12 protein-coding genes are annotated in these 17,946 nt (G+C 72.8%); 1 reads left to right on the forward strand and 11 read right to left on the reverse strand.

Annotated features, from left to right (window positions below; translation table 11 throughout):
• Positions 1-15: 15 nt before the first annotated feature.
• The 5 genes from galU to ABZ564_RS02285 all read right to left on the reverse strand — a co-directional run bounded on the left by galU (position 16) and on the right by ABZ564_RS02285 (position 8,519).
• Positions 16-906 carry a UTP--glucose-1-phosphate uridylyltransferase GalU gene (gene galU / locus ABZ564_RS02265; protein WP_360848072.1) on the reverse strand — a complete coding sequence of 297 codons (891 nt, stop codon included), beginning with the start codon at positions 904-906 and terminating at the stop codon, positions 16-18.
• A 103-nt stretch (positions 907-1,009) separates the two neighbouring features.
• Positions 1,010-5,122, reverse strand: coding sequence for an Rne/Rng family ribonuclease (locus ABZ564_RS02270; protein ID WP_360848075.1), 4,113 nt, complete (start codon positions 5,120-5,122; stop codon positions 1,010-1,012).
• Positions 5,123-5,354: 232 nt separating this feature from the next.
• A complete protein-coding gene (locus ABZ564_RS02275) occupies positions 5,355-6,137 on the reverse strand; it encodes a TIGR03936 family radical SAM-associated protein (protein WP_360848078.1) in 783 nt (260 codons plus the stop codon).
• A gap of 121 nt (positions 6,138-6,258) precedes the next feature.
• Entirely contained in the window at positions 6,259-7,476 is a 1,218-nt protein-coding gene (locus ABZ564_RS02280; protein ID WP_360848081.1) for a hypothetical protein, read from the reverse strand.
• A gap of 122 nt (positions 7,477-7,598) precedes the next feature.
• Positions 7,599-8,519, reverse strand: a complete 921-nt coding sequence (locus tag ABZ564_RS02285; protein WP_360848084.1) for an NAD(P)-binding domain-containing protein — start codon at positions 8,517-8,519, stop codon at positions 7,599-7,601.
• A 45-nt stretch (positions 8,520-8,564) separates the two neighbouring features.
• Between ABZ564_RS02285 and ABZ564_RS02290 the strand changes: the two genes are divergently transcribed.
• A complete protein-coding gene (locus ABZ564_RS02290; protein WP_360848087.1) occupies positions 8,565-8,921 on the forward strand; it encodes a helix-turn-helix domain-containing protein in 357 nt (118 codons plus the stop codon).
• 279 nt (positions 8,922-9,200) lie between these two features.
• On the opposite strand, the gene ABZ564_RS02295 is transcribed toward ABZ564_RS02290, so the two are convergent.
• From ABZ564_RS02295 to mreC, 6 genes are all read right to left on the reverse strand, one after another.
• Positions 9,201-11,126, reverse strand: coding sequence for a TIGR03960 family B12-binding radical SAM protein (locus ABZ564_RS02295; protein WP_360848090.1), 1,926 nt, complete (start codon positions 11,124-11,126; stop codon positions 9,201-9,203).
• A gap of 83 nt (positions 11,127-11,209) precedes the next feature.
• On the reverse strand, positions 11,210-12,790 hold the full coding sequence (locus tag ABZ564_RS02300; protein ID WP_360848093.1) for a CYTH and CHAD domain-containing protein: 1,581 nt from the start codon (positions 12,788-12,790) through the stop codon (positions 11,210-11,212).
• 32 nt (positions 12,791-12,822) lie between these two features.
• Positions 12,823-14,013 (reverse strand): rod shape-determining protein RodA, encoded by a 1,191-nt coding sequence (rodA, locus tag ABZ564_RS02305; RefSeq protein ID WP_360848096.1) that lies wholly within the window; start codon positions 14,011-14,013, stop codon positions 12,823-12,825.
• On the reverse strand, positions 14,013-16,178 hold the full coding sequence (gene mrdA, locus ABZ564_RS02310) for a penicillin-binding protein 2 (protein ID WP_360848099.1): 2,166 nt from the start codon (positions 16,176-16,178) through the stop codon (positions 14,013-14,015). Before mrdA ends, rodA begins: the two co-directional genes overlap by 1 nt.
• Before the next feature lie 49 nt (positions 16,179-16,227).
• Positions 16,228-16,893 carry a rod shape-determining protein MreD gene (gene mreD / locus ABZ564_RS02315; RefSeq protein ID WP_360848102.1) on the reverse strand — a complete coding sequence of 222 codons (666 nt, stop codon included), beginning with the start codon at positions 16,891-16,893 and terminating at the stop codon, positions 16,228-16,230.
• Positions 16,894-16,904: 11 nt separating this feature from the next.
• Positions 16,905-17,939 (reverse strand): rod shape-determining protein MreC, encoded by a 1,035-nt coding sequence (mreC, locus tag ABZ564_RS02320; RefSeq protein ID WP_360848105.1) that lies wholly within the window; start codon positions 17,937-17,939, stop codon positions 16,905-16,907.
• Between the last annotated feature and the right edge of the window lie 7 nt (positions 17,940-17,946).

Genomic DNA, 17,946 nt, shown 5'->3' on the forward strand with positions numbered 1-17,946 from the left:
CGGCCCGCGGCGGGGTCAGAGTTCGGCCGCTACGTAGCCGCGCAGCCAGGTGCGGAAGTCCGGGCCCAGGTCCTCCCGCTCGCAGGCGAGACGGACGATGGCCCGCAGATAGTCGCCGCGGTCACCGGTGTCGTAACGGCGGCCCCGGAAGACCACGCCGTGCACCGGACCGCCGAGCTTCTCGTCGGCGGCCAGCTGCTGCAGCGCGTCGGTCAGCTGGATCTCACCGCCCCGGCCCGGCTCGGTCTCGCGCAGCACGTCGAAGACGGCGGGGTCGAGGACGTATCGGCCGATGACCGCCAGATTGCTGGGGGCGTCGCCCGGCTCCGGCTTCTCGACCAGGCCGGTCACCCGGACGACGTCGCCGTCCGCGGTGGGCTCCACCGCCGCGCACCCGTAGAGGTGGCTCTGTTCGGGCGCCACCTCCATCAGCGCGACGACGCTGCCGCCCTCGCGCTCCCGGATCCCGGTCATCCGGGTCAGCAGCGGGTCGCGCGGGTCGATCAGGTCGTCGCCGAGCAGCACCGCGAACGGCTCGTCCCCCACATGGGGCTCCGCGCACAGGACGGCGTGGCCGAGGCCGCGCGGATCGCCCTGGCGGACGTAGTGCATGGTCGCGAGGTCGCTCGACTCCTGGACCCGGACCAGCCGCTCCGCGTCGCCCTTACGGGTCAGCGCCGACTCCAGCTCGTAGTTCCGGTCGAAGTGGTCCTCCAGCGCCCGCTTGTTGCGCCCCGTGATCATCAGCACATCGCTCAGCCCCGCGGCGGCGGCCTCCTCCACGACGTACTGGATCGCCGGCTTGTCGACGACCGGCAGCATCTCCTTGGGAGTCGCCTTCGTCGCCGGCAGGAACCGGGTACCGAGCCCGGCGGCCGGTATGACGGCCTTCTGGATCTTGCGCATGGGGGGCTTTCGTGTCGGGGGCGGGAGCGGCCCGGCGCCGCGACGCGGCCCGCCGGCCCCGGGGCGGGGCCGGCCGGACCGCGTCGTCACGGCGCGAGGCGGGTCAGGCCTCGTCGGCCGTGGCCGCGACGGGCGAGGCGGTCTGCTCCGCCGCCACCGTCTTCTTCGCCGCCGCCTTCTTGGCCGTCGTCTTCTTCGCGGCCGTCTTCTTGGCCGCGGTCTTCTTGACGGCCGCCTTCTTGGCCGTGGCCTTCTTGGCGGTCTTGCGGGCCGCCTTCTTGGCCGGAGCCGCCTCGGGCTCGGCCTCCGCCACCGGAGCCTCCACCACGACCACCGCGGCCTCCTCGGCCCCCGCGGGCGAACCGGCGGGCGCGCTGGCCTTGCGGGTGGCACGGCGCCGGACACGCGGCGGCGCGGCCGGCTCCTCGGCCGGGGCCTCGGCGTGCGACGCCTCGACGACCGGGTCCTCGGCGGCGACCGGGTCGGGGCCGGGGACCGGCTCCTCGACCACGGCCGGCGCGAGCTCGGCCGGCTCCGCCGCGGCCGGCGTGGACACGACCGCGTCGGCCGGGGCCGGCGACCCCGCCGGGGCGGTCGCCTTGCGGGTCGCCCGGCGGCGCGTGCGGCCCTGAGGCGCCTCGGCCGCCGGCTCCGGGGCCACCACGGGCTCCGGCTCCGCGACCGGCTCGGCCACGGCCTCCTCCACCGGGGCGGGGGCGGACTTCGGCGCGCCGGCCGGGGCCGACGCCTTACGGGTGGCCCGGCGGCGGCCACGGCCGCGCGCGGCGGCCGCCTCGGCCTCGGCCGCGCTGCTGTACAGCTCCTCGTCCGGGACGAACTCCGGCTCGGGCAGGGCCACCGGCGCGGCGACCTCCGCGGCCACCTCGGCCTCGGTCTCGGTCTCCGGCTCCACCTCGGCGACGTGCTCGTGGCCGTGGTCGTGGTCCTGGCCGGCACCGCCGCGGCGCTTCTTGGAGCGCTTGCCACCGCCACCGCCGCCCACCGAGGTGGGCTGCTCCATGTGGACGATCACACCGCGGCCGTTGCAATGGACGCAGGTCTCGGAGAAGGACTCCAGCAGCCCCTGGCCCACCCGCTTACGGGTCATCTGGACCAGGCCCAGCGAAGTGACCTCGGCAACCTGGTGCTTCGTACGGTCACGGCCCAGGCACTCCAGCAGACGCCGCAGCACCAGGTCCCGGTTGGACTCCAGCACCATGTCGATGAAGTCGACGACCACGATGCCGCCGAGGTCGCGCAGCCGCAGCTGGCGCACGATCTCCTCGGCCGCCTCCAGGTTGTTCTTGGTGACGGTCTCTTCCAGGTTGCCGCCCTGGCCGGTGAACTTGCCGGTGTTGACGTCGACGACGACCATCGCCTCGGTCTTGTCGATCACCAGCGAGCCGCCGCTCGGCAGGTAGACCTTGCGGTCCAGCGCCTTCATGAGCTGCTCGTCGATCCGGTACGTCGCGAAGATGTCGACCTCGGAGGTCCACCGCGACAGCCGGTCCGTCAGGTCCGGCGCCACGTGCGAGACGTATCCGTGAATGGTCTCCCACGCCTCGTCGCCGCTGACGATGACCTTGGAGAAGTCCTCGTTGAAGATGTCGCGGACGACCCGGACGGTCATGTCCGGCTCGCCGTACAGGAGCGTCGGCGCGCTGGAGCTGCCGGTGCTCTTCGACTTCTTCTGGATGTCCTCCCACTGCTGCTGCAGCCGCTCGACGTCACGGCGCAGCTCGTCCTCGCTCGCACCCTCGGCGGCGGTACGCACGATGACGCCCGCGTCCTCGGGGACGATCTTCCTGAGGATGGCCTTGAGCCGGGCGCGCTCGGTGTCGGGCAGCTTGCGGCTGATCCCCGTCATCGAGCCCTCGGGCACGTAGACCAGGTAGCGGCCGGGCAGCGAGACCTGGCTGGTCAGGCGGGCGCCCTTGTGGCCGATCGGGTCCTTGGTGACCTGGACCAGGACGGACTGGCCGGACTTCAGCGCGGTCTCGATACGGCGCGGCCCGTGGGCCATGCCGAGCGCCTCGAAGTTGACCTCACCGGCGTACAGGACGGCGTTGCGGCCCTTGCCGATGTCGACGAACGCGGCCTCCATGGACGGCAGCACGTTCTGGACCTTGCCCAGGTAGACGTTGCCGACGTAGCTGGTGGCCTGCTCCTTGTTGACGTAGTGCTCGACGAGCACGTTGTCCTCGAGGACGCCGATCTGGGTGCGCTCACCGCTCTGGCGGACGACCATGACGCGCTCGACGGCCTCGCGGCGCGCCAGGAACTCCGCCTCGGTGATGATCGGCACCCGGCGGCGGCCCTGCTCGCGTCCCTCGCGGCGGCGCTGCTTCTTGGCCTCCATGCGGGTCGAGCCCTTGATGGACTGGACCTCGTCGAAACCGGTGCCGGGCTCCCGCTCCTCCTTCTTGCGGGGCTCGCGGACCTTGACGACCGTACGCTCCGGGTCGTCCGAGCCGCTCTCGGCCTCGGGCACGGAGTCACCGCTGCGACGACGGCGGCGACGGCGACGGCGGCTGCTGCTCGTGCCGGAGGCGGCGTCGTGCTCGTCGTGCTCCTCGTCGCCCTCGTCCTCGGGCTCCTGCACGGCCTCGCGCTCGTCCTCGGCGGCCTCGTCCGCGTGCTGCGGCTCGGCGGCCTCGTCATCGGCGGCCTCGCCCCGGCGACGGCGACGGCCGCCCCGGCGACGGCGACGCGACGGACGGTCGCCGTACTCGTCGGTGTCCTCGCCGTCCTGCTCGGCGTCGGCCGCGTCCTCCGGCTCCTGCTCGTCCTCGGTCTGCTCCTGCGCCGGGGCGGCGGTCACGGTCTCGGTGGTGTCGGCCTCGGCGGCCTCACCGCGACGGCGGCGACGGCGGCGCGAACCGCCCTGCGACGCGGTCTCGGCGGGCGCGGCCGGCTCCTGGACCGCGGCGATCTCCTCCTCGGGCTCCTCCTCGTGCGAGGCGGCCGCGGCGGCGGCCGCCGCGGTCTCCGGGGTCTGGAACATCGGCTCGGCGAAGACCGGCGCCTGGAAGACGGCGACTGCCGGGCGGGTGGCCCTGCGGCTGCGGCGCGCGGGCTCCTCAGTCTTGGCGGTGAACTCGGGGCGGCCCGCGGCGGCGGTGACCCGGCGGCGCTGACGGCCGCGCGGGGCGGCCTCCTCGACCTCGACGGGCTCGGCGGCCAGCTCCTCCACGGCGGCCTCGGGCAGGCTCTCGCCGGTCTGGACCTCGGCGGGCTGCTCCTCGGCGGCCTTCGGCGCACCGGCCGGAGACGACGCCCTGCGGGTCGCGCGACGGCGGCCACGCGGCGCCTCGACGACCTCGGCCGGTTCGGCGGCCTCCGTCGTCACGGTGACCTCGTCGGTCTCCTCGGCCTCTTCCGCTTCGTCGGCGATCTCGTCGACGGGCTCCACGGAGGCGGCCTGCGGGGCACCGGCCGGGGCGGAGGCCCTGCGACGGGTGCGGCCGCGCGGGGCCTCGACGGCCTCGGCAACGGCGGGCTCGGGGGTCTGCGCGGCCTCCGCCGCGATCTCCACCGGCTCGGCGGCCTTCGGCGCACCGGCCGGGGCCGTGGCCTTGCGGACCGCGCGACGACGGGGGCGGGCCGGGGCCGCGGACTCGGCGGCCTGCTCGGCGCTCTCCACCACGGGGGCCTCCTCGACGATCTCGACCGGCTCGGCGGCCTTGGGCGCACCGGCGGGGGACGTGGCCTTGCGGACCGCACGGCGGCGGGCGCGCGGCGCCTCGGCGACGGGCTCGGGGCTCTCCGTCACGGGGGCCTCCTCCTCGGTCCCGGCCGCCTCGGCGGCCTTCGGCGCACCGGCCGGGGACGTGGCCTTGCGGACCGCACGGCGGCGGGCCCGCGGCGCCTCGGCCACGGGCTCCTCGGTGACCGGCTCGGCGGCCGGGGCGGGCTCCACGATCTCGACCGGTTCGACGGCCTGCGGGGCGCCTGCCGGGGCCGTGGCCTTACGGACCGCGCGGCGGCGGGGGCGGGCCGGGGCCGCGGTGTCGGCGGCCTGCTCGGCGCTCGCACCGGGCTCTCCGGCGTCGACAGCCGGTATGGCCGGCGCGTCGGCAGCGGCCTGAGCGCCTGTCGACGGCGGGCCGGCGGGGCGGGAGGCGGCGCGGCGCCTGCGGCGCGGCGGCAGCTTGTCCCCGGGGGTGTTGTTGTCTTCTGCGTTCCCGGCGGTGCCGGATTCGTTCGGCTGGGGCATGCGGGCGTTTCTCCCGTCGCGCTCCCGGGCGCCGCACCTGGTTCCGGTCCGGCTCGGTCCGCATGGTGGTCGCGGCACCGCCGTCCGGGGCGCGGGCGCCGCACGGGAGCTGAATGTCTGGCTCGCCGGTTCCGTCCGCGGTGTGCGGACGGCCTGGCGAAAGTCTTATGGGTCAGCGCGCGGCCCGGCCCAGGTGGCTCCCGAGCGCGAGGGCTGCGCTACAACGACCGCCTTACGCGGAACCCGGACCTTCCGGCGCCGTCGCGACGGCGGTCCCGGTGGCCTTGGTTGATGCGGCCGGGGCTGCCTCGCGGTCGGGCGCGAGCGGGTCGGTCACCGTGCCGGACTCCTCGTCGAAGAGCCCCTGCGCCAGCCTGGTCACCGCTGCGGGGACCGGCGGCGCCAGGTCGGCCACAACGCGGAGACCGGACAGGACGTCGTCAGGCCGTACGGCAGGTGTCACGTGCCGAACAACCAGCCGCAGTATCGCACAGGCCCTGTCGGCGGACCTATCGGGCGGAAGATCGACGGTCCGGAGGTCGACCACGGCGGAACGGGCGTCGAAGGCCCGCATGCCGTTCTTCGTACGGCGCTCGACCTCGACGGTCTCGGCCGCGTTGAAGGCGGACACGGCCTTCTCCGCGTCCTCCGGGGCCACCCCGTCCAGGCGGATCTCCCAGACGGAGGCGGTCAGCCGGTCGGCGAGACCCGGGGTGCGGGCCTCGACGGCGTCCGTGATGTCCAGGCCGTCCGGCATCGAGTCGTTGAGCAGCTCACGCAGGACGCCCGGGTCACGGGCTTCGGTGAGGGCGATCTCCAGGAACTCGGCCTCGCTGCCCGTACCGGTGGGGGCTGCGTTGGCGTACGACACCTTGGGGTGGGGGGTGAAGCCCGCCGAGTAGGCCATGGGGACCTGGGAACGGCGCAGCGCCCGCTCGAAGGCACGCTGGAAGTCGCGGTGGCTGGTGAACCGGAGGCGGCCGCGCTTGGTGTAGCGCAGTCGGATGCGCTGCACCGCCGGTGCGGGCGGCGGGCCTTCGGGCTGTCGCTTGCCCAGTGGTTCTTCTCCTCGGTGCGGGGCGGGCGCGGTGGCGCGCCGCCCTCGAAATGCGGGTTGCCCGGGGACCCGGACCGGCTCACCCCTGCTGTGCGGATTTCTCCGGGAGCGGGGAGATCTCTGGTCCGGGCGCCGCGCTGGGCACAGTCGTTGCACTACCCAGAGTACGCGCAAGGGGGCTTCCGAGTTCCCCGGGCTCGGGTTCGGGGGGCCCGCCGGCCAGCGCGCGCCAGGCGTCGCGCCTGGCACGGCGGACCGTTTCACGGGCCGAACGCAGCGTCTGCCGGGTCGTACGGCCCACCGCTCGCAGGGCCCGCCCGACCGGGGCCAGGAGGGCATCGCGCAGGACGTGCCCGACCGGGACGCACACCGTGCGGTACGCCCACCGCGCGGGCGAGGCGATCAGGGTGCGGGCGAGCCGGGCGAGGGCCCGGCCGGCCGCCCGGGAGAGATACCCGGCGACCCGCCAGGCGACGCCGAGCGCGGCGGCGATCTCCCGGCCCACCGGGGCCAGGACACGCCGGTACACCCAGACGACGGGCGTGACCAGAAGCACGACGACCAGCCACCGCAGCGCGACGCCGATCCCCCGGAAGACGGCCTCGACGCCCCGGATCAGCTGGTCGAGCACCCAGGCGATGCCGTGGCCCAGCGGGGTGAGTACCCGCCGGTACGTCCAGACGAGCGGGATCACGACGAGGTACCGGACCAGCCACGCCACGGCGAGCCCGACGGGCACCAGGACGTACCGCCACAGGAACACGACCGGCAGCACGAACACCACGCCGAGCAGCCACTTCAGGGCGGCGCCCAGCCACCGCGCGGCCGGGACCAGCGCCTTCCGGTACAACCACCGCAGCGCGTGTCCGAACGGGGTGAGCAGACGCGCGTACACCCATTGGAGCGGCGCCACGATCCCGTACCGCACCACGGGCACCACGACGTGGCGCCACAGCGCCACCCACGGCCGGACGAACACCGCCCGGGCCAGCCACACCAGCGCCTGCCCGAGCGGGACGCAGACGTACCGCCACAGCCACCGCGCCGGGATCACCACCAGCACGTCGAACAGCCGGGCCAGGGCGCGTCCGAGCGGCCGGAACAGCACCCGTTCGGCGGCCCGGACGGTGACGACGAGGGCGTCCCACGCCATCCGTACCGGCAGGACGACGAGGAGCACCACGATCCGGACGGGGATCCGGACGAGTGTGGTGAGGCAGCCGTCACCGCCCTGGTAGTGCGCGGGCGCCTGGTGGGCGCCGTACTCCGCCGGCGCCCGGTGCTTTCCCTGTTCCATGCACCCGATGACGCCAACGCCCGGCCGGGAGGTTTCCCGGCCGGGCGTTCGTCACCGAGCTGTCACACGCCGGGGGTGCGCCCACCGCGGCGCCCCGGGAAGGAGCGGCGCGCCGGCCCGGCCTACTCCGCGCTCTGTCCGGCGCCGCCCGGACGTGCCTGGCGTGCCAGCATGTCGGCGACCCTCATGAACCCGTCGGCACCATGGCCGAGTCCGATGACGCGGCGGGCCTGCCCCTCCGCGGCACGCATCACGCCGGCGTCGATGCCGTGCCGCTCCGAGGCGTGCACGATGTGGGCCATGGAGGACACCGCCGACGTGATCGCGTTGCCCTCCCCGGAGAAGGTCCCGGTGGCCATGTCCTCCGCGCCCGCTTCGAAGATCTGCGGAAGGATCTCGGCGATCCCCTTGGCGAACGGTGCCAGCTCCCGCGCGGTGACCCCCTCGGCCCGCGCCACGGCCAGGGCGTGGGCGTAGCCCGCCATCGCCGTCCAGAAGATGTCGAGCAGGGCGACGTCGTGGGCGGCCGCCCGGCCGATCTCCTCCCCCAGGTGGGTCTGTGTACCACCGAGGGCCGCCAGCGAGGACCGGTGCTTCCGGTACGCCTCCTCGGGGCCGCTGTACAGGAACACCGCGGCGGGTGTTCCGATGGTGACGGTGGGGGTCATGATCGCGCCGTCCAGGTAGGTGATGCCGTGTTCGCCCGCCCACGCCGCGCTGTCCCGTGCCCGGTCGGGGACGTCCGCCGTCAGGTTCAGCACGGTCCGCCCCTTCAGGGCAGCGGTCGCGTCGGGGTGGCGCAGGACGGCGTCCGACGCGTCGTAGTCCACGACGCACACCACGGTCAGCTCGCTCGCCGAGACGGCCTCGGCGACGGACGCCGCTCCCACCGCCCCGCGCTCCACCAGGGCGCGGTCCCTGCCCGGCGTACGGTTCCAGACGGTCGTCCGGAGCCCCGCGTCCAGGAAGGCTCCCGCCAGCGCCCGGCCCATGGGGCCCAGCCCCAGCACGGTCACGGCAGACTCTTGGGTGTACGAGGACATGCCTCAGCTCTCTTTCTGTGCCATATACGAATGAAAGGGGCGTCGATGACGCGCAGCCGTGCCACGGACGTGAACGTGTGTGGAGTGACCGCCGCGATCGCGGTGATCGATGGCAAGTGGAAGACCGCCCTGCTCTGGGCTCTGGAATCCGGTCCGCACCGCCCGGGCGAACTACGCCGGCGCCTTCCCGGCCTCAGCGAGAAGGTGCTGACCCACGCCCTCCGTGAGATGGAGACCGACGGGCTGGTGCACCGCGAGGTGCACGACGTGCTGCCCCTGAAGACCGTCTACTCGCTGACCCGGTTCGGCCGCGAACTGTCCGAGGCTCTGGCTCCGCTGGAGAACTGGGGCCACAGCCGGCTCGACAGACTCGCCGCGGCACAGGACCAACGGGCTCTCTGAACCGCCCTCCTTCCGGACTCCGCCCGCTCCGGCGCCGCGCCGACCGCACGCCATCAGCTTCGCCGCACGCCGAGGCGCCGACAAGTACCCACAAAAAAGTGGGTACCGGCCGGGAAAGGCCAGGCACCCGGGCGGGAACCGCCGCGCACAACGAGTGAGAGGCGCCGGGCCACGTGGGCCCGACGCCTCTCATCGATCACCTTCACTCGCCTGCAGGACGACACCCCCGGCCCCGCGCCTCCGGCGGACCGGTGACTGCCGCGCCGCGGCCGTACGCGGCTACTTCTTGACCGTCAGCGGCAGCAGCTTCTTGCCGGTCGGGCCGATCTGGATACTGGTGTCCATCTGCGGGCACACCCCGCAATCGAAGCACGGCGTCCAGCGGCAGTCCTCGACCTCGGTCTCGTCGAGCGAGTCCTGCCAGTCCTCCCAGAGCCAGTCCTTGTCGAGGCCGGAGTCCAGGTGGTCCCAGGGCAGGACCTCCTCGTAGGTCCGCTCGCGGGTGGTGTACCAGTCGACGTCCACACCGAACTCCGGCAGGGTCGCCTCGGCGCTCTTCATCCACAGGTCGTAGCTGAAGTACTCGCGCCAGCCGTCGAACCGGCCGCCGGCCTCGTACACCGCGCGGATGACGGAGCCGACCCGGCGGTCGCCGCGCGAGAGCAGGCCCTCGACGATGCCGGGCTTGCCGTCGTGGTAGCGGAAGCCGATCGAGCGGCCGTACTTCTTGTCGCCGCGGATCTTGTCCCGGAGCTTGGCGAGACGGGCGTCCGTCTCCTCGGCGCTGAGCTGCGGCGCCCACTGGAACGGCGTGTGCGGCTTGGGCACGAAGCCGCCGATGGAGACCGTGCAGCGGATGTCGTTCTGCCCGGAGACCTCGCGGCCCTTGGCGATCACGTTGACCGCCATGTCGCCGATCTGGAGGACGTCCTCGTCGGTCTCGGTGGGCAGTCCGCACATGAAGTACAGCTTCACCTGACGCCAGCCGTTGCCGTACGCGGTGGCGACCGTGCGGATCAGGTCCTCCTCCGAGACCATCTTGTTGATGACCTTGCGCATGCGCTCGGAGCCGCCCTCGGGGGCGAAGGTGAGGCCGGAGCGGCGCCCGTTGCGGGTCAGCTCGTTGGCCAGGTCCACGTTGAACGCGTCGACGCGGGTGGACGGGAGCGAGAGGCCGATCTTGTCGTCGGTGTAGCGGTCCGCGAGGCCCTTGGCGATCTCACCGATCTCGGTGTGGTCGGCGGAGGACAGCGAGAGCAGGCCGACCTCCTCGAAGCCGGTCGCCTTGAGGCCCTTCTCCACCATCTCGCCGATGCCGGTGATGCTTCGCTCCCGCACGGGGCGCGTGATCATGCCGGCCTGGCAGAAACGGCAGCCGCGGGTGCAGCCGCGGAAGATCTCCACGGACATCCGCTCGTGGACGGTCTCGGCGAGCGGAACGAGGGGCTGCTTGGGGTAGGGCCACTCGTCCAGGTCCATGACGGTGTGCTTGGACACCCGCCACGGCACGCCGGACCTGTTCGGTACGACACGGCCGATGCGGCCGTCCGGGAGGTACTCCACGTCGTAGAAGCCGGGGACGTAGACGCCGCCCGTCCTCGCGAGGCGGAACAGCACCTCCTCGCGGCCGCCGGGGCGGCCCTCGGCCTTCCAGGCGCGGATGATCTCGGTGATCTCCAGGACCGCCTGCTCGCCGTCGCCGATGACCGCGCAGTCGATGAACTCCGCGATCGGCTCCGGGTTGAACGCGGCGTGGCCGCCCGCGAGCACGATCGGGTCGTCGATGTCCCGGTCCTTCGCGGCCAGCGGGATGCCGGCCAGGTCCAGGGCGGTGAGCATGTTGGTGTAGCCCAGCTCGGTGGAGAAGCTGAGCCCGAAGACGTCGAACGCCTTGACCGGGCGGTGGCTGTCCACGGTGAACTGCGGCACCTCGTGCTCGCGCATCAGCGCTTCGAGGTCCGGCCAGACGCTGTAGGTGCGCTCGGCGAGGACGCCCTGGCGCTCGTTGAGCACCTCGTACAGGATCATGACGCCCTGGTTGGGCAGCCCGACCTCGTACGCGTCCGGGTACATCAGCGCCCAGCGGACGTCGCACTCGTCCCACGGCTTGACGGTGGAGTTCAGCTCACCGCCGACGTACTGGATGGGCTTCTGCACATGCGGGAGCAGAGCTTCGAGCTGTGGGAAGACCGAATCGACAGACATCGCGAACTTTCGAGAGCCGGCAGGGGTGACCATCCAGCGTACCTCGCTGCTCAGCTTCCCGGCGCCCGCCGCGGTGCGCCCGCTCAGCTCCCGGACGACCGCCGGATGCGGGCCCGGTGCGCCCGGTGCCACACCCGGGGCAGCTCGCGCCGGGTCGCGGCGGCGGCCGCCTCCTCCCGCCCGAACACCAGTCCCCAGGTGAACGACGGCTCCCCCGCCGCGTGCGCCTGTACGGCGAGCGCGCGCAGGGTCTGGCGGGCGACCACGCCGTCCTGGTGGTCGCCGAGGAGGCTCTGTACGGCCTTGAGCCGCTTGGCCGCCTTCCTGGCGGGCTTCCCGAGGGCGGGGCGGGCTGCCTCCGCGGCGTACCTGGCCCGCTTGGCGGCCTTGCGGGCGTCGTGCAGGGCGGCGTCGCGGTCCGGGCCTGGCGGCAGGTCCAGGGCGTGCGCGATCCGTCCGGCGAGGCGCTTGTGGTCCTTGCGGACCGCACGGGCCAACTCCTCGCCGGGCGGGGCTGCGGCCCCGGGCAGCAGCGGCGGAGCGGCGAGCAGCGCGTCCAGGGCCCGCAGCACGCCGAGATAGCGCGCGGAGTCCAGGACGGCGGTCGTGCGCCGGCGCGAGCCGCCGCGGCCCGCGGCCGACCAGAGCCGTAGCCTCGCCCGGACCGGGCCGATGACCAGGGGGCGGGGCAGCTCGTCGAGCCGGGCGCGCAGCCGGGCGTCCAGGACCTCCTGGTCGCGGTCGACGCCCAGCTCCCCGGCGAGCCACTTCAGCTCGGCGCGGAGCGGGCGGGTGGCGTCGGGGTCCAGGACGCGGCGGTACGTGCGCAGGGCGCTGCGCAGCCGGCGGGTGGCGACGCGCGTCTGGTGCACGGAGTCGGGCAGCCCCCGGCGCACGGCGGGGTCGAGTGCGGTGATCGCCTCGGCCTGGCGGCGTACGTAGTCGAGGACGTGGTCGCCCGCGGTGCGCGGGGCGGTCTCGGCGTCGCGTCGCGCGGTGCCGGCGGGCGCGGTGCCGGCGGGCGCGGTCCCCGCGGGCGGCGCCTCGTCGGGCGTGTCCGAGGCGTCCGCCGTCTCCTCCAGGGCGCGGGCCAGCTTGGAGTGGGCGGTGGAGGGCCGGATGCCGGCCTCGTCCAGCGCGTGGTCGACGGTGTCGAGGAAGGCGGGGTCGCCGTCGTCGGCGAGCTCGACCTCGATCTCGGTCCAGGCCGCGGTGCGGTCGCCGCCGTGCAGCCGCTGTGCGCGGACCTCGTCGACGCTGAGTTCGGCCAGGGGGGTGCCGTCGGCGGCGGTGAGCACATGGACGTCGCGGGCGGAGCGCAGCCGGACCACGGGGACGACGGGGGCGTCCAGGGCGCGGGAGCGGATCAGGGCGGTGAGGCGGGCCGGCACGGTGTCGGAGAGCGGGGCGCGGATCTCGTCGCGGACGCCCGGGGCGACGGGGAGTTTCAGGTGCCAGCCGGCGTCCGAGCCGCCGGTGCGGCGGCGGAGGGTGACGTCGCCGGCGGCGAGCCGCAGGTCCTCGGTGTCGTAGTAGACGGCGTCGAGTTCCATGAGGCCCTCGTGCTCGACGGCCGCGACCCCGGCCACCCGGCCCAGGTCGGGCAGCCGGGTGGTGCCGGTGGCTTCGTACTTCCGCTCGATCTCGCGCTTGGAGTCCGCCATGTAACGAATCTAACGCGCCGCCGGTGGACCGCTCAGGCCGTTATCGGTCGTTGCACCCGGATCGACTGGAGCAGCCCGATGGCCACCCAGACGGCGAACATCGAGGAGCCGCCGTAGGAGACGAACGGCAGCGGGAGTCCGGCGACGGGCATGATGCCGAGCGTCATGCCGATGTTCTCGAAGGACTGGAAGGCGAACCAGGCGATGATCCCGGCGGCGACGACCGTGCCGTACAGCTCGGTGGTCTCCCGGGCGATGCGGCAGGCGCGCCACAGGACGACGCCGAGCAGGACGAGGATGAGACCGGCGCCGAGGAAGCCCAGTTCCTCGCCGGCGACCGTGAAGACGAAGTCGGTCTGCTGCTCGGGGACGAACTGGCCGGTGGTCTGGGTGCCCTGGAAGAGGCCGGTGCCGTGCAGGCCGCCGGAGCCGATCGCGATGCGCGCCTGGTTGGTGTTGTAGCCGACGCCGGCCGGGTCGAGCGCCGGGTTGGCGAAGGCGGCGAAGCGGGCGATCTGGTAGTCGTCGAGCAGGCCGAGCTGCCAGATGGCGAGCGCCCCGGCCACGCCCGTGCCGAGGAGTCCGAAGACCCAGCGGTTGGACGCGCCGGAGGCGAGCAGCACACCGAGCACGATGACGACCATGACCATCACGGAGCCGAGGTCCGGCATCCCCATGACGATCACCATGGGGAGCGCCGCCAGGGCGAGGGCCTTGGCCACGGTGCGGTGGTCGGGGTGGACCTGGTCGCCCGCGTCGACGCGGGCGGCGAGGAGCATCGCCATGCCCAGGATGATGGTGATCTTGGTGAACTCGGAGGGCTGGAGGGAGAACCCGCCGGGCAGCAGGATCCAGGCGTGGGCGCCGTTGACGGTGGCGCCCAGCGGGGTGAGGACCACCAGCACCAGGACCACGGACAGGGCGTACAGGACCGGTACCGCGCCGCGCAGCGTGCGGTGGCCGAGCCAGATCGTGCCGATCATCAGCGCCATGCCGATGCCGGTGTTGAGGGCGTGCCGGATGAGGAAGTAGTACGGGTCGCCGTGGGTCAGCGAGTCGCGTCCCCGGGTCGCCGACCAGACCAGCAGCGAGCCGATGAAGGAGAGCGCGAGCGCCGACCCGAGGAGCGGCCAGTCGAGCCGGCGGACCACGGAGTCGCGTGCTGTGAGCCGGCCCCAGACGGACCGGTCGGGGGCGTAGCGCTGGACGGAGAATCCGGCCATCAGTCGCGCCTCCCCAGTACCGCGGCGAGCGTCTGCTCGGTGGGCGGCTTCTGCGAGGCGGGGTCGTAGGGCTTGATCTTCGGGGCGTCGATGGTGCCGTCCGTCTGGACCTTCGGCAGGCCCTTCTGGGGCGTGGGCAGGAGGGCCTTCTTGAGGTCCTGCTTACCGGTGGCGTCGAGCCCGTACAGCGCGTTGTAGATGTTGCGGACGGCGGGCCCGGAGGCGCCGGAACCCGTACCGCCCTGGGAGATCGTCATGACGATCGAGTAGTCCTTGGTGTACGTGGCAAACCAGGAGGTCGTCTGCTTGCCGTAGACCTCGGCGGTACCCGTCTTGGCGTGCATCGGGATCTTGTCCTGCGGCCAGCCGCCGAATCGCCAGGCGGCCGAACCGCGGGTCGCGACACCCGCGAGGGCTTCGTCTATCTGGCTGCGCGTCTTCTTGTCGAAGGGCAGCTTGCCGTGCGAGCTGGGCTCGATCTCCTGGACGGTCTTGCCGTCGCCGCTGACGATCGCCTTGCCGACGGTGGGGTCGTAGAGGGTGCCGCCGTTGGAGATGGCCGCGTAGATGGTGGCCATCTGGATCGGGGTGACGAGCGTGTCGCCCTGGCCGATGGAGTAGTTGACGGAGTCACCGGCGCGCATCTTGTCGCCTTCGAGGCAGTTCTCGTAGGCGATCTGCTCGACGTACGTGCCGCCCTTCTTGCCCTGCTTGCACCAGGCGTCGTGGTTGGCCTCGGCGAAGTCCTTCTTCCACTGGCGGTCCGGGACGCGGCCGCTGACCTCGTTGGGGAGGTCGATGCCGGTCTCCTTGCCGAGGCCGAACTGGTGGGCGGTCTTGTAGAACCAGTCCTTGGGGTGCTTCTTCGGGTTGTTGCCGCCGTCCTTCGCCCACTCCTTGTGCGCGATGCCGTAGTACACGGTGTCGCAGGAGACCTCCAGGGCGCGGCCGATGGTGATGTCGCCGTAGCCCTGGGACTCGAAGTTCTTGAAGGTCTGCCCGCCGATGGAGTACGAGCTGGGGCAGGGGTAGTGGCCGTCGAAGGGGTATCCGGCGTTGACCGCGGCGGTCGAGGAGATGACCTTGAAGATGGAGCCGGGGGCGGCCTGGCCCTGGATGGCCCGGTTCAGCAGCGGGAAGTTGGACTTCTTTCCGGTGAGCTTGGCGTAGTCCTTGGCGGAGATGCCGCCGACCCAGGCGTTGGGGTCGTAGTTGGGCAGGGAGGCCATGGCGACGACCCGGCCGGTCTTGGCCTCCATGACGACGACCGCGCCGGAGTCGGCCTTGTAGTTCTCCCCGGTGTTGTGGTCGAACTCCAGGCGGGCCTTCTTCATGGCGTCGTTGAGTTCGTACTCGGCGACGGCCTGGACCCGGGCGTCGATGGAGGTGACGACGCTGGAGCCGGCCTCCGCCTCGTCGTTCTTGGCCTGGCCGATGACCCGGCCGAGGTTGTCGACCTCGTAGCGGGTGACGCCCGCCTTGCCGCGCAGTTCCTTGTCGTACGTGCGCTCCAGGCCGGAGCGGCCGACCATGTCGGAGCGCAGGTAGGGCGAGTCGGTGTCCTGGGCCTTGGTGATCTCCTCGTCGGTGACGGGCGAGAGGTAGCCGAGGACCTGGGCGGTGTTGGCCTTGCCGGGCGCCGGGTAGCGGCGGACTGCGGTGGGCTCCGCGGTGACGCCCGGGAAGTCCTCGGCGCGCTCGCGGATCGTCAGGGCCTGCTGGGTGGTGGCCTCGTCGGTGACCGGGATGGGCTGGTAGGGCGAGCCGTTCCAGCAGGGCTGCGGGGTCTTGGCGTCGCAGAGCCGGACCTTGTCGAAAACGTCCTTCGGCTTCATGTCGAGTACGTCGGCGAGCCGGGTCAGCACGGCCTTGCCGTCGTCGTCCATCTTCATCAGCTCGGTGCGGCTGGCGGAGACGACGAGGCGGGTCTCGTTGTCGGCGAGGGGCACGCCGCGCGCGTCGAGGATGGAGCCGCGGGCGGCGGGCTGGACGACCTGCTGGACGTGGTTGTTCTTCGCCTCGTCGGAGTACTCCTGGCCGTTGCGGATCTGGAGGTACCAGAGGCGGCCGCCGAGAGTGAGCAGCAGGGAGAAGACGAGGACCTGGATGACGATGAGCCGGATCTGGACGCGCTGGGTCCGGCCCGTCTCGGGGATGTTGCTCACGGGGCGCCCCCGGTCGTGGTCCGGGGGCGGGGCCCGGCGGAATGCAGCCTCACAGTCGCTTGACTCCCTTGATCCGTCCGGCGCGTGCCGCCCGGTTGCGGGCCGCCTTCATGCGCAGTCCGCCGCGCTGGCTGCCGATCCGCAGCCCGGTGCCCGCCGCCAGCCAGCCGGTCGCCACGTCGCCGCGGCCCGACGAGGACTCGGCGACGGGGTCGTTCACGGTGCGTCTGGCGAGGGCCATGATCAGCGGCACGGTGAACGGCGCCAGGAGCAGGTCGTAGACGGCGGCGGTGAACAGCAGGCTGCCGAGGCCCACGTGACGGGCCGCCGTGTCGCCGACGAGCGCGCCGACGCCCGCGTACAGCAGGGTCGACCCGATCGCCGCCGCGACGACCACGGCCATCGGCAGGAAGGCGGACTTGAGCTGGCCGTTCTCCGGCCGCGCGAGGCCCGCGAGGTAGCCGATGACGCACAGGACCAGGGCGTAGCGCCCGGCGGCGTGGTCGGCCGGGGGCGCCAGGTCGGCGAGGAGGCCCGCGCCGAAGCCGATGAGGGCGCCGGCGACGTGGCCGTACACGAAGGCCAGGCCGAGGACGACCATGAGCAGCAGGTCGGGCACGGCGCCGGGGAGCTGGAGCCGGGCCAGGACGGAGACCTGGACGACGAGGGCGAAGACGACCAGAACGATGGAGAGCAGGGTCCGGTTGACGTGCATGGGGATCAGCTCTACCTCTGTTCGTTGACCGCGTTGTCGGCGTTCGGAGTGGCGTTCCCGCTGGGGCTGGGGCTGGGGCTCTCGTGGATGTTGCCGACCACGTTGCCCTCGGTGTCGACGATGTCGCCGTTGGGCGAGATGGTGACGGTGACGGTCGGGGTGGGCTTCGGCTTGGCGGGCGCCTTCGGCTTCTTCGGCAGGACCATGTCGCGGGGGTCCTCGCGCGGGGCCTGGACGACGATGCCGACGATGTCGAGCTTGGTGAAGCCGACGTACGGGCGGACGTAGACGGTACGGGTGAGGTCGCCGCCCGACGGGTCGACGCGGACGACCTCGCCGACCGGGACGCCGGGCACGAACGGCTTGTCCTTGCTGGAGCCGAACGTGACGAGCCGGTCGCCCTTCCTGACCTTGGCCTTGCCGTTCAGGAACTGCACCGCCAGCGGCCGGGAGCCCTGTCCGGTCGCGAAGCCGAGTTCGTCGGTGGACTCCATCCGGGTGCCGACGGTGAAGTCGGGGTCGTTGGCGAGGAGCACCGTGGCGGTCTCCGGGCCGACGGTGGTGACGCGGCCGACGAGCCCGTCCCCGTTGAGGACGGTCATGTCGCGCTTGACGCCGTCCTTGGTGCCCGCGTCGATGGTGACCGTCCAGGAGAAGCCCTGGGCCGCTCCTATGGCGATGACCTCCGCGGCCTTGATGCCGTACTGGCCGGTGGCCGACTTCTTCAGCATCTCGTCCAGCTGGCGGACGCGGCTGCGGTTGCGGTCGTCGCTGCCGAGCTTCGCCTTCAGCTCGGCGTTCTGCTTCTCCAGCGCGGCGATCTTGTCGTGGCGGGTGCCGGAGGCGCGTACCGCCCCTATGGCGTTGCCCACCGGGTCGACCGCCGACGCCACGCCGTTCTCCACGGGTCCGAAGACCGTGGCGGCGGCCTGCCGGGCGCCGTCCACCGGTGATGCCTCACCGCCGCGGATGTCCACCGTGATCAGTGCGAAAGCGATGGCGATCAGCAGCACCAGGAGCAGCCGGCTCTCTCGTGTGTCCCTCACAGTGCGG

The sequence above is a fragment of the Streptomyces sp. NPDC019224 genome (assembly GCF_040632605.1).
Lineage (GTDB): Bacteria > Actinomycetota > Actinomycetes > Streptomycetales > Streptomycetaceae > Streptomyces.

What these genes read in the sequence shown, in the direction of transcription:
- ABZ564_RS02270 (WP_360848075.1), bottom strand. Translation starts at nt 5,122, where the DNA reads ATGCCCCAGCCGAACGAATCCGGCACCGCCGGGAACGCAGAAGACAAC.
- galU (WP_360848072.1), bottom strand. Translation starts at nt 906, where the DNA reads ATGCGCAAGATCCAGAAGGCCGTCATACCGGCCGCCGGGCTCGGTACC.
- rodA (WP_360848096.1), bottom strand. Translation starts at nt 14,013, where the DNA reads ATGGCCGGATTCTCCGTCCAGCGCTACGCCCCCGACCGGTCCGTCTGG.
- ABZ564_RS02300 (WP_360848093.1), bottom strand. Translation starts at nt 12,790, where the DNA reads ATGGCGGACTCCAAGCGCGAGATCGAGCGGAAGTACGAAGCCACCGGC.
- mreD (WP_360848102.1), bottom strand. Translation starts at nt 16,893, where the DNA reads ATGCACGTCAACCGGACCCTGCTCTCCATCGTTCTGGTCGTCTTCGCC.
- ABZ564_RS02280 (WP_360848081.1), bottom strand. Translation starts at nt 7,476, where the DNA reads ATGGAACAGGGAAAGCACCGGGCGCCGGCGGAGTACGGCGCCCACCAG.
- ABZ564_RS02285 (WP_360848084.1), bottom strand. Translation starts at nt 8,519, where the DNA reads ATGTCCTCGTACACCCAAGAGTCTGCCGTGACCGTGCTGGGGCTGGGC.
- ABZ564_RS02295 (WP_360848090.1), bottom strand. Translation starts at nt 11,126, where the DNA reads ATGTCTGTCGATTCGGTCTTCCCACAGCTCGAAGCTCTGCTCCCGCAT.
- ABZ564_RS02290 (WP_360848087.1), top strand. Translation starts at nt 8,565, where the DNA reads ATGACGCGCAGCCGTGCCACGGACGTGAACGTGTGTGGAGTGACCGCC.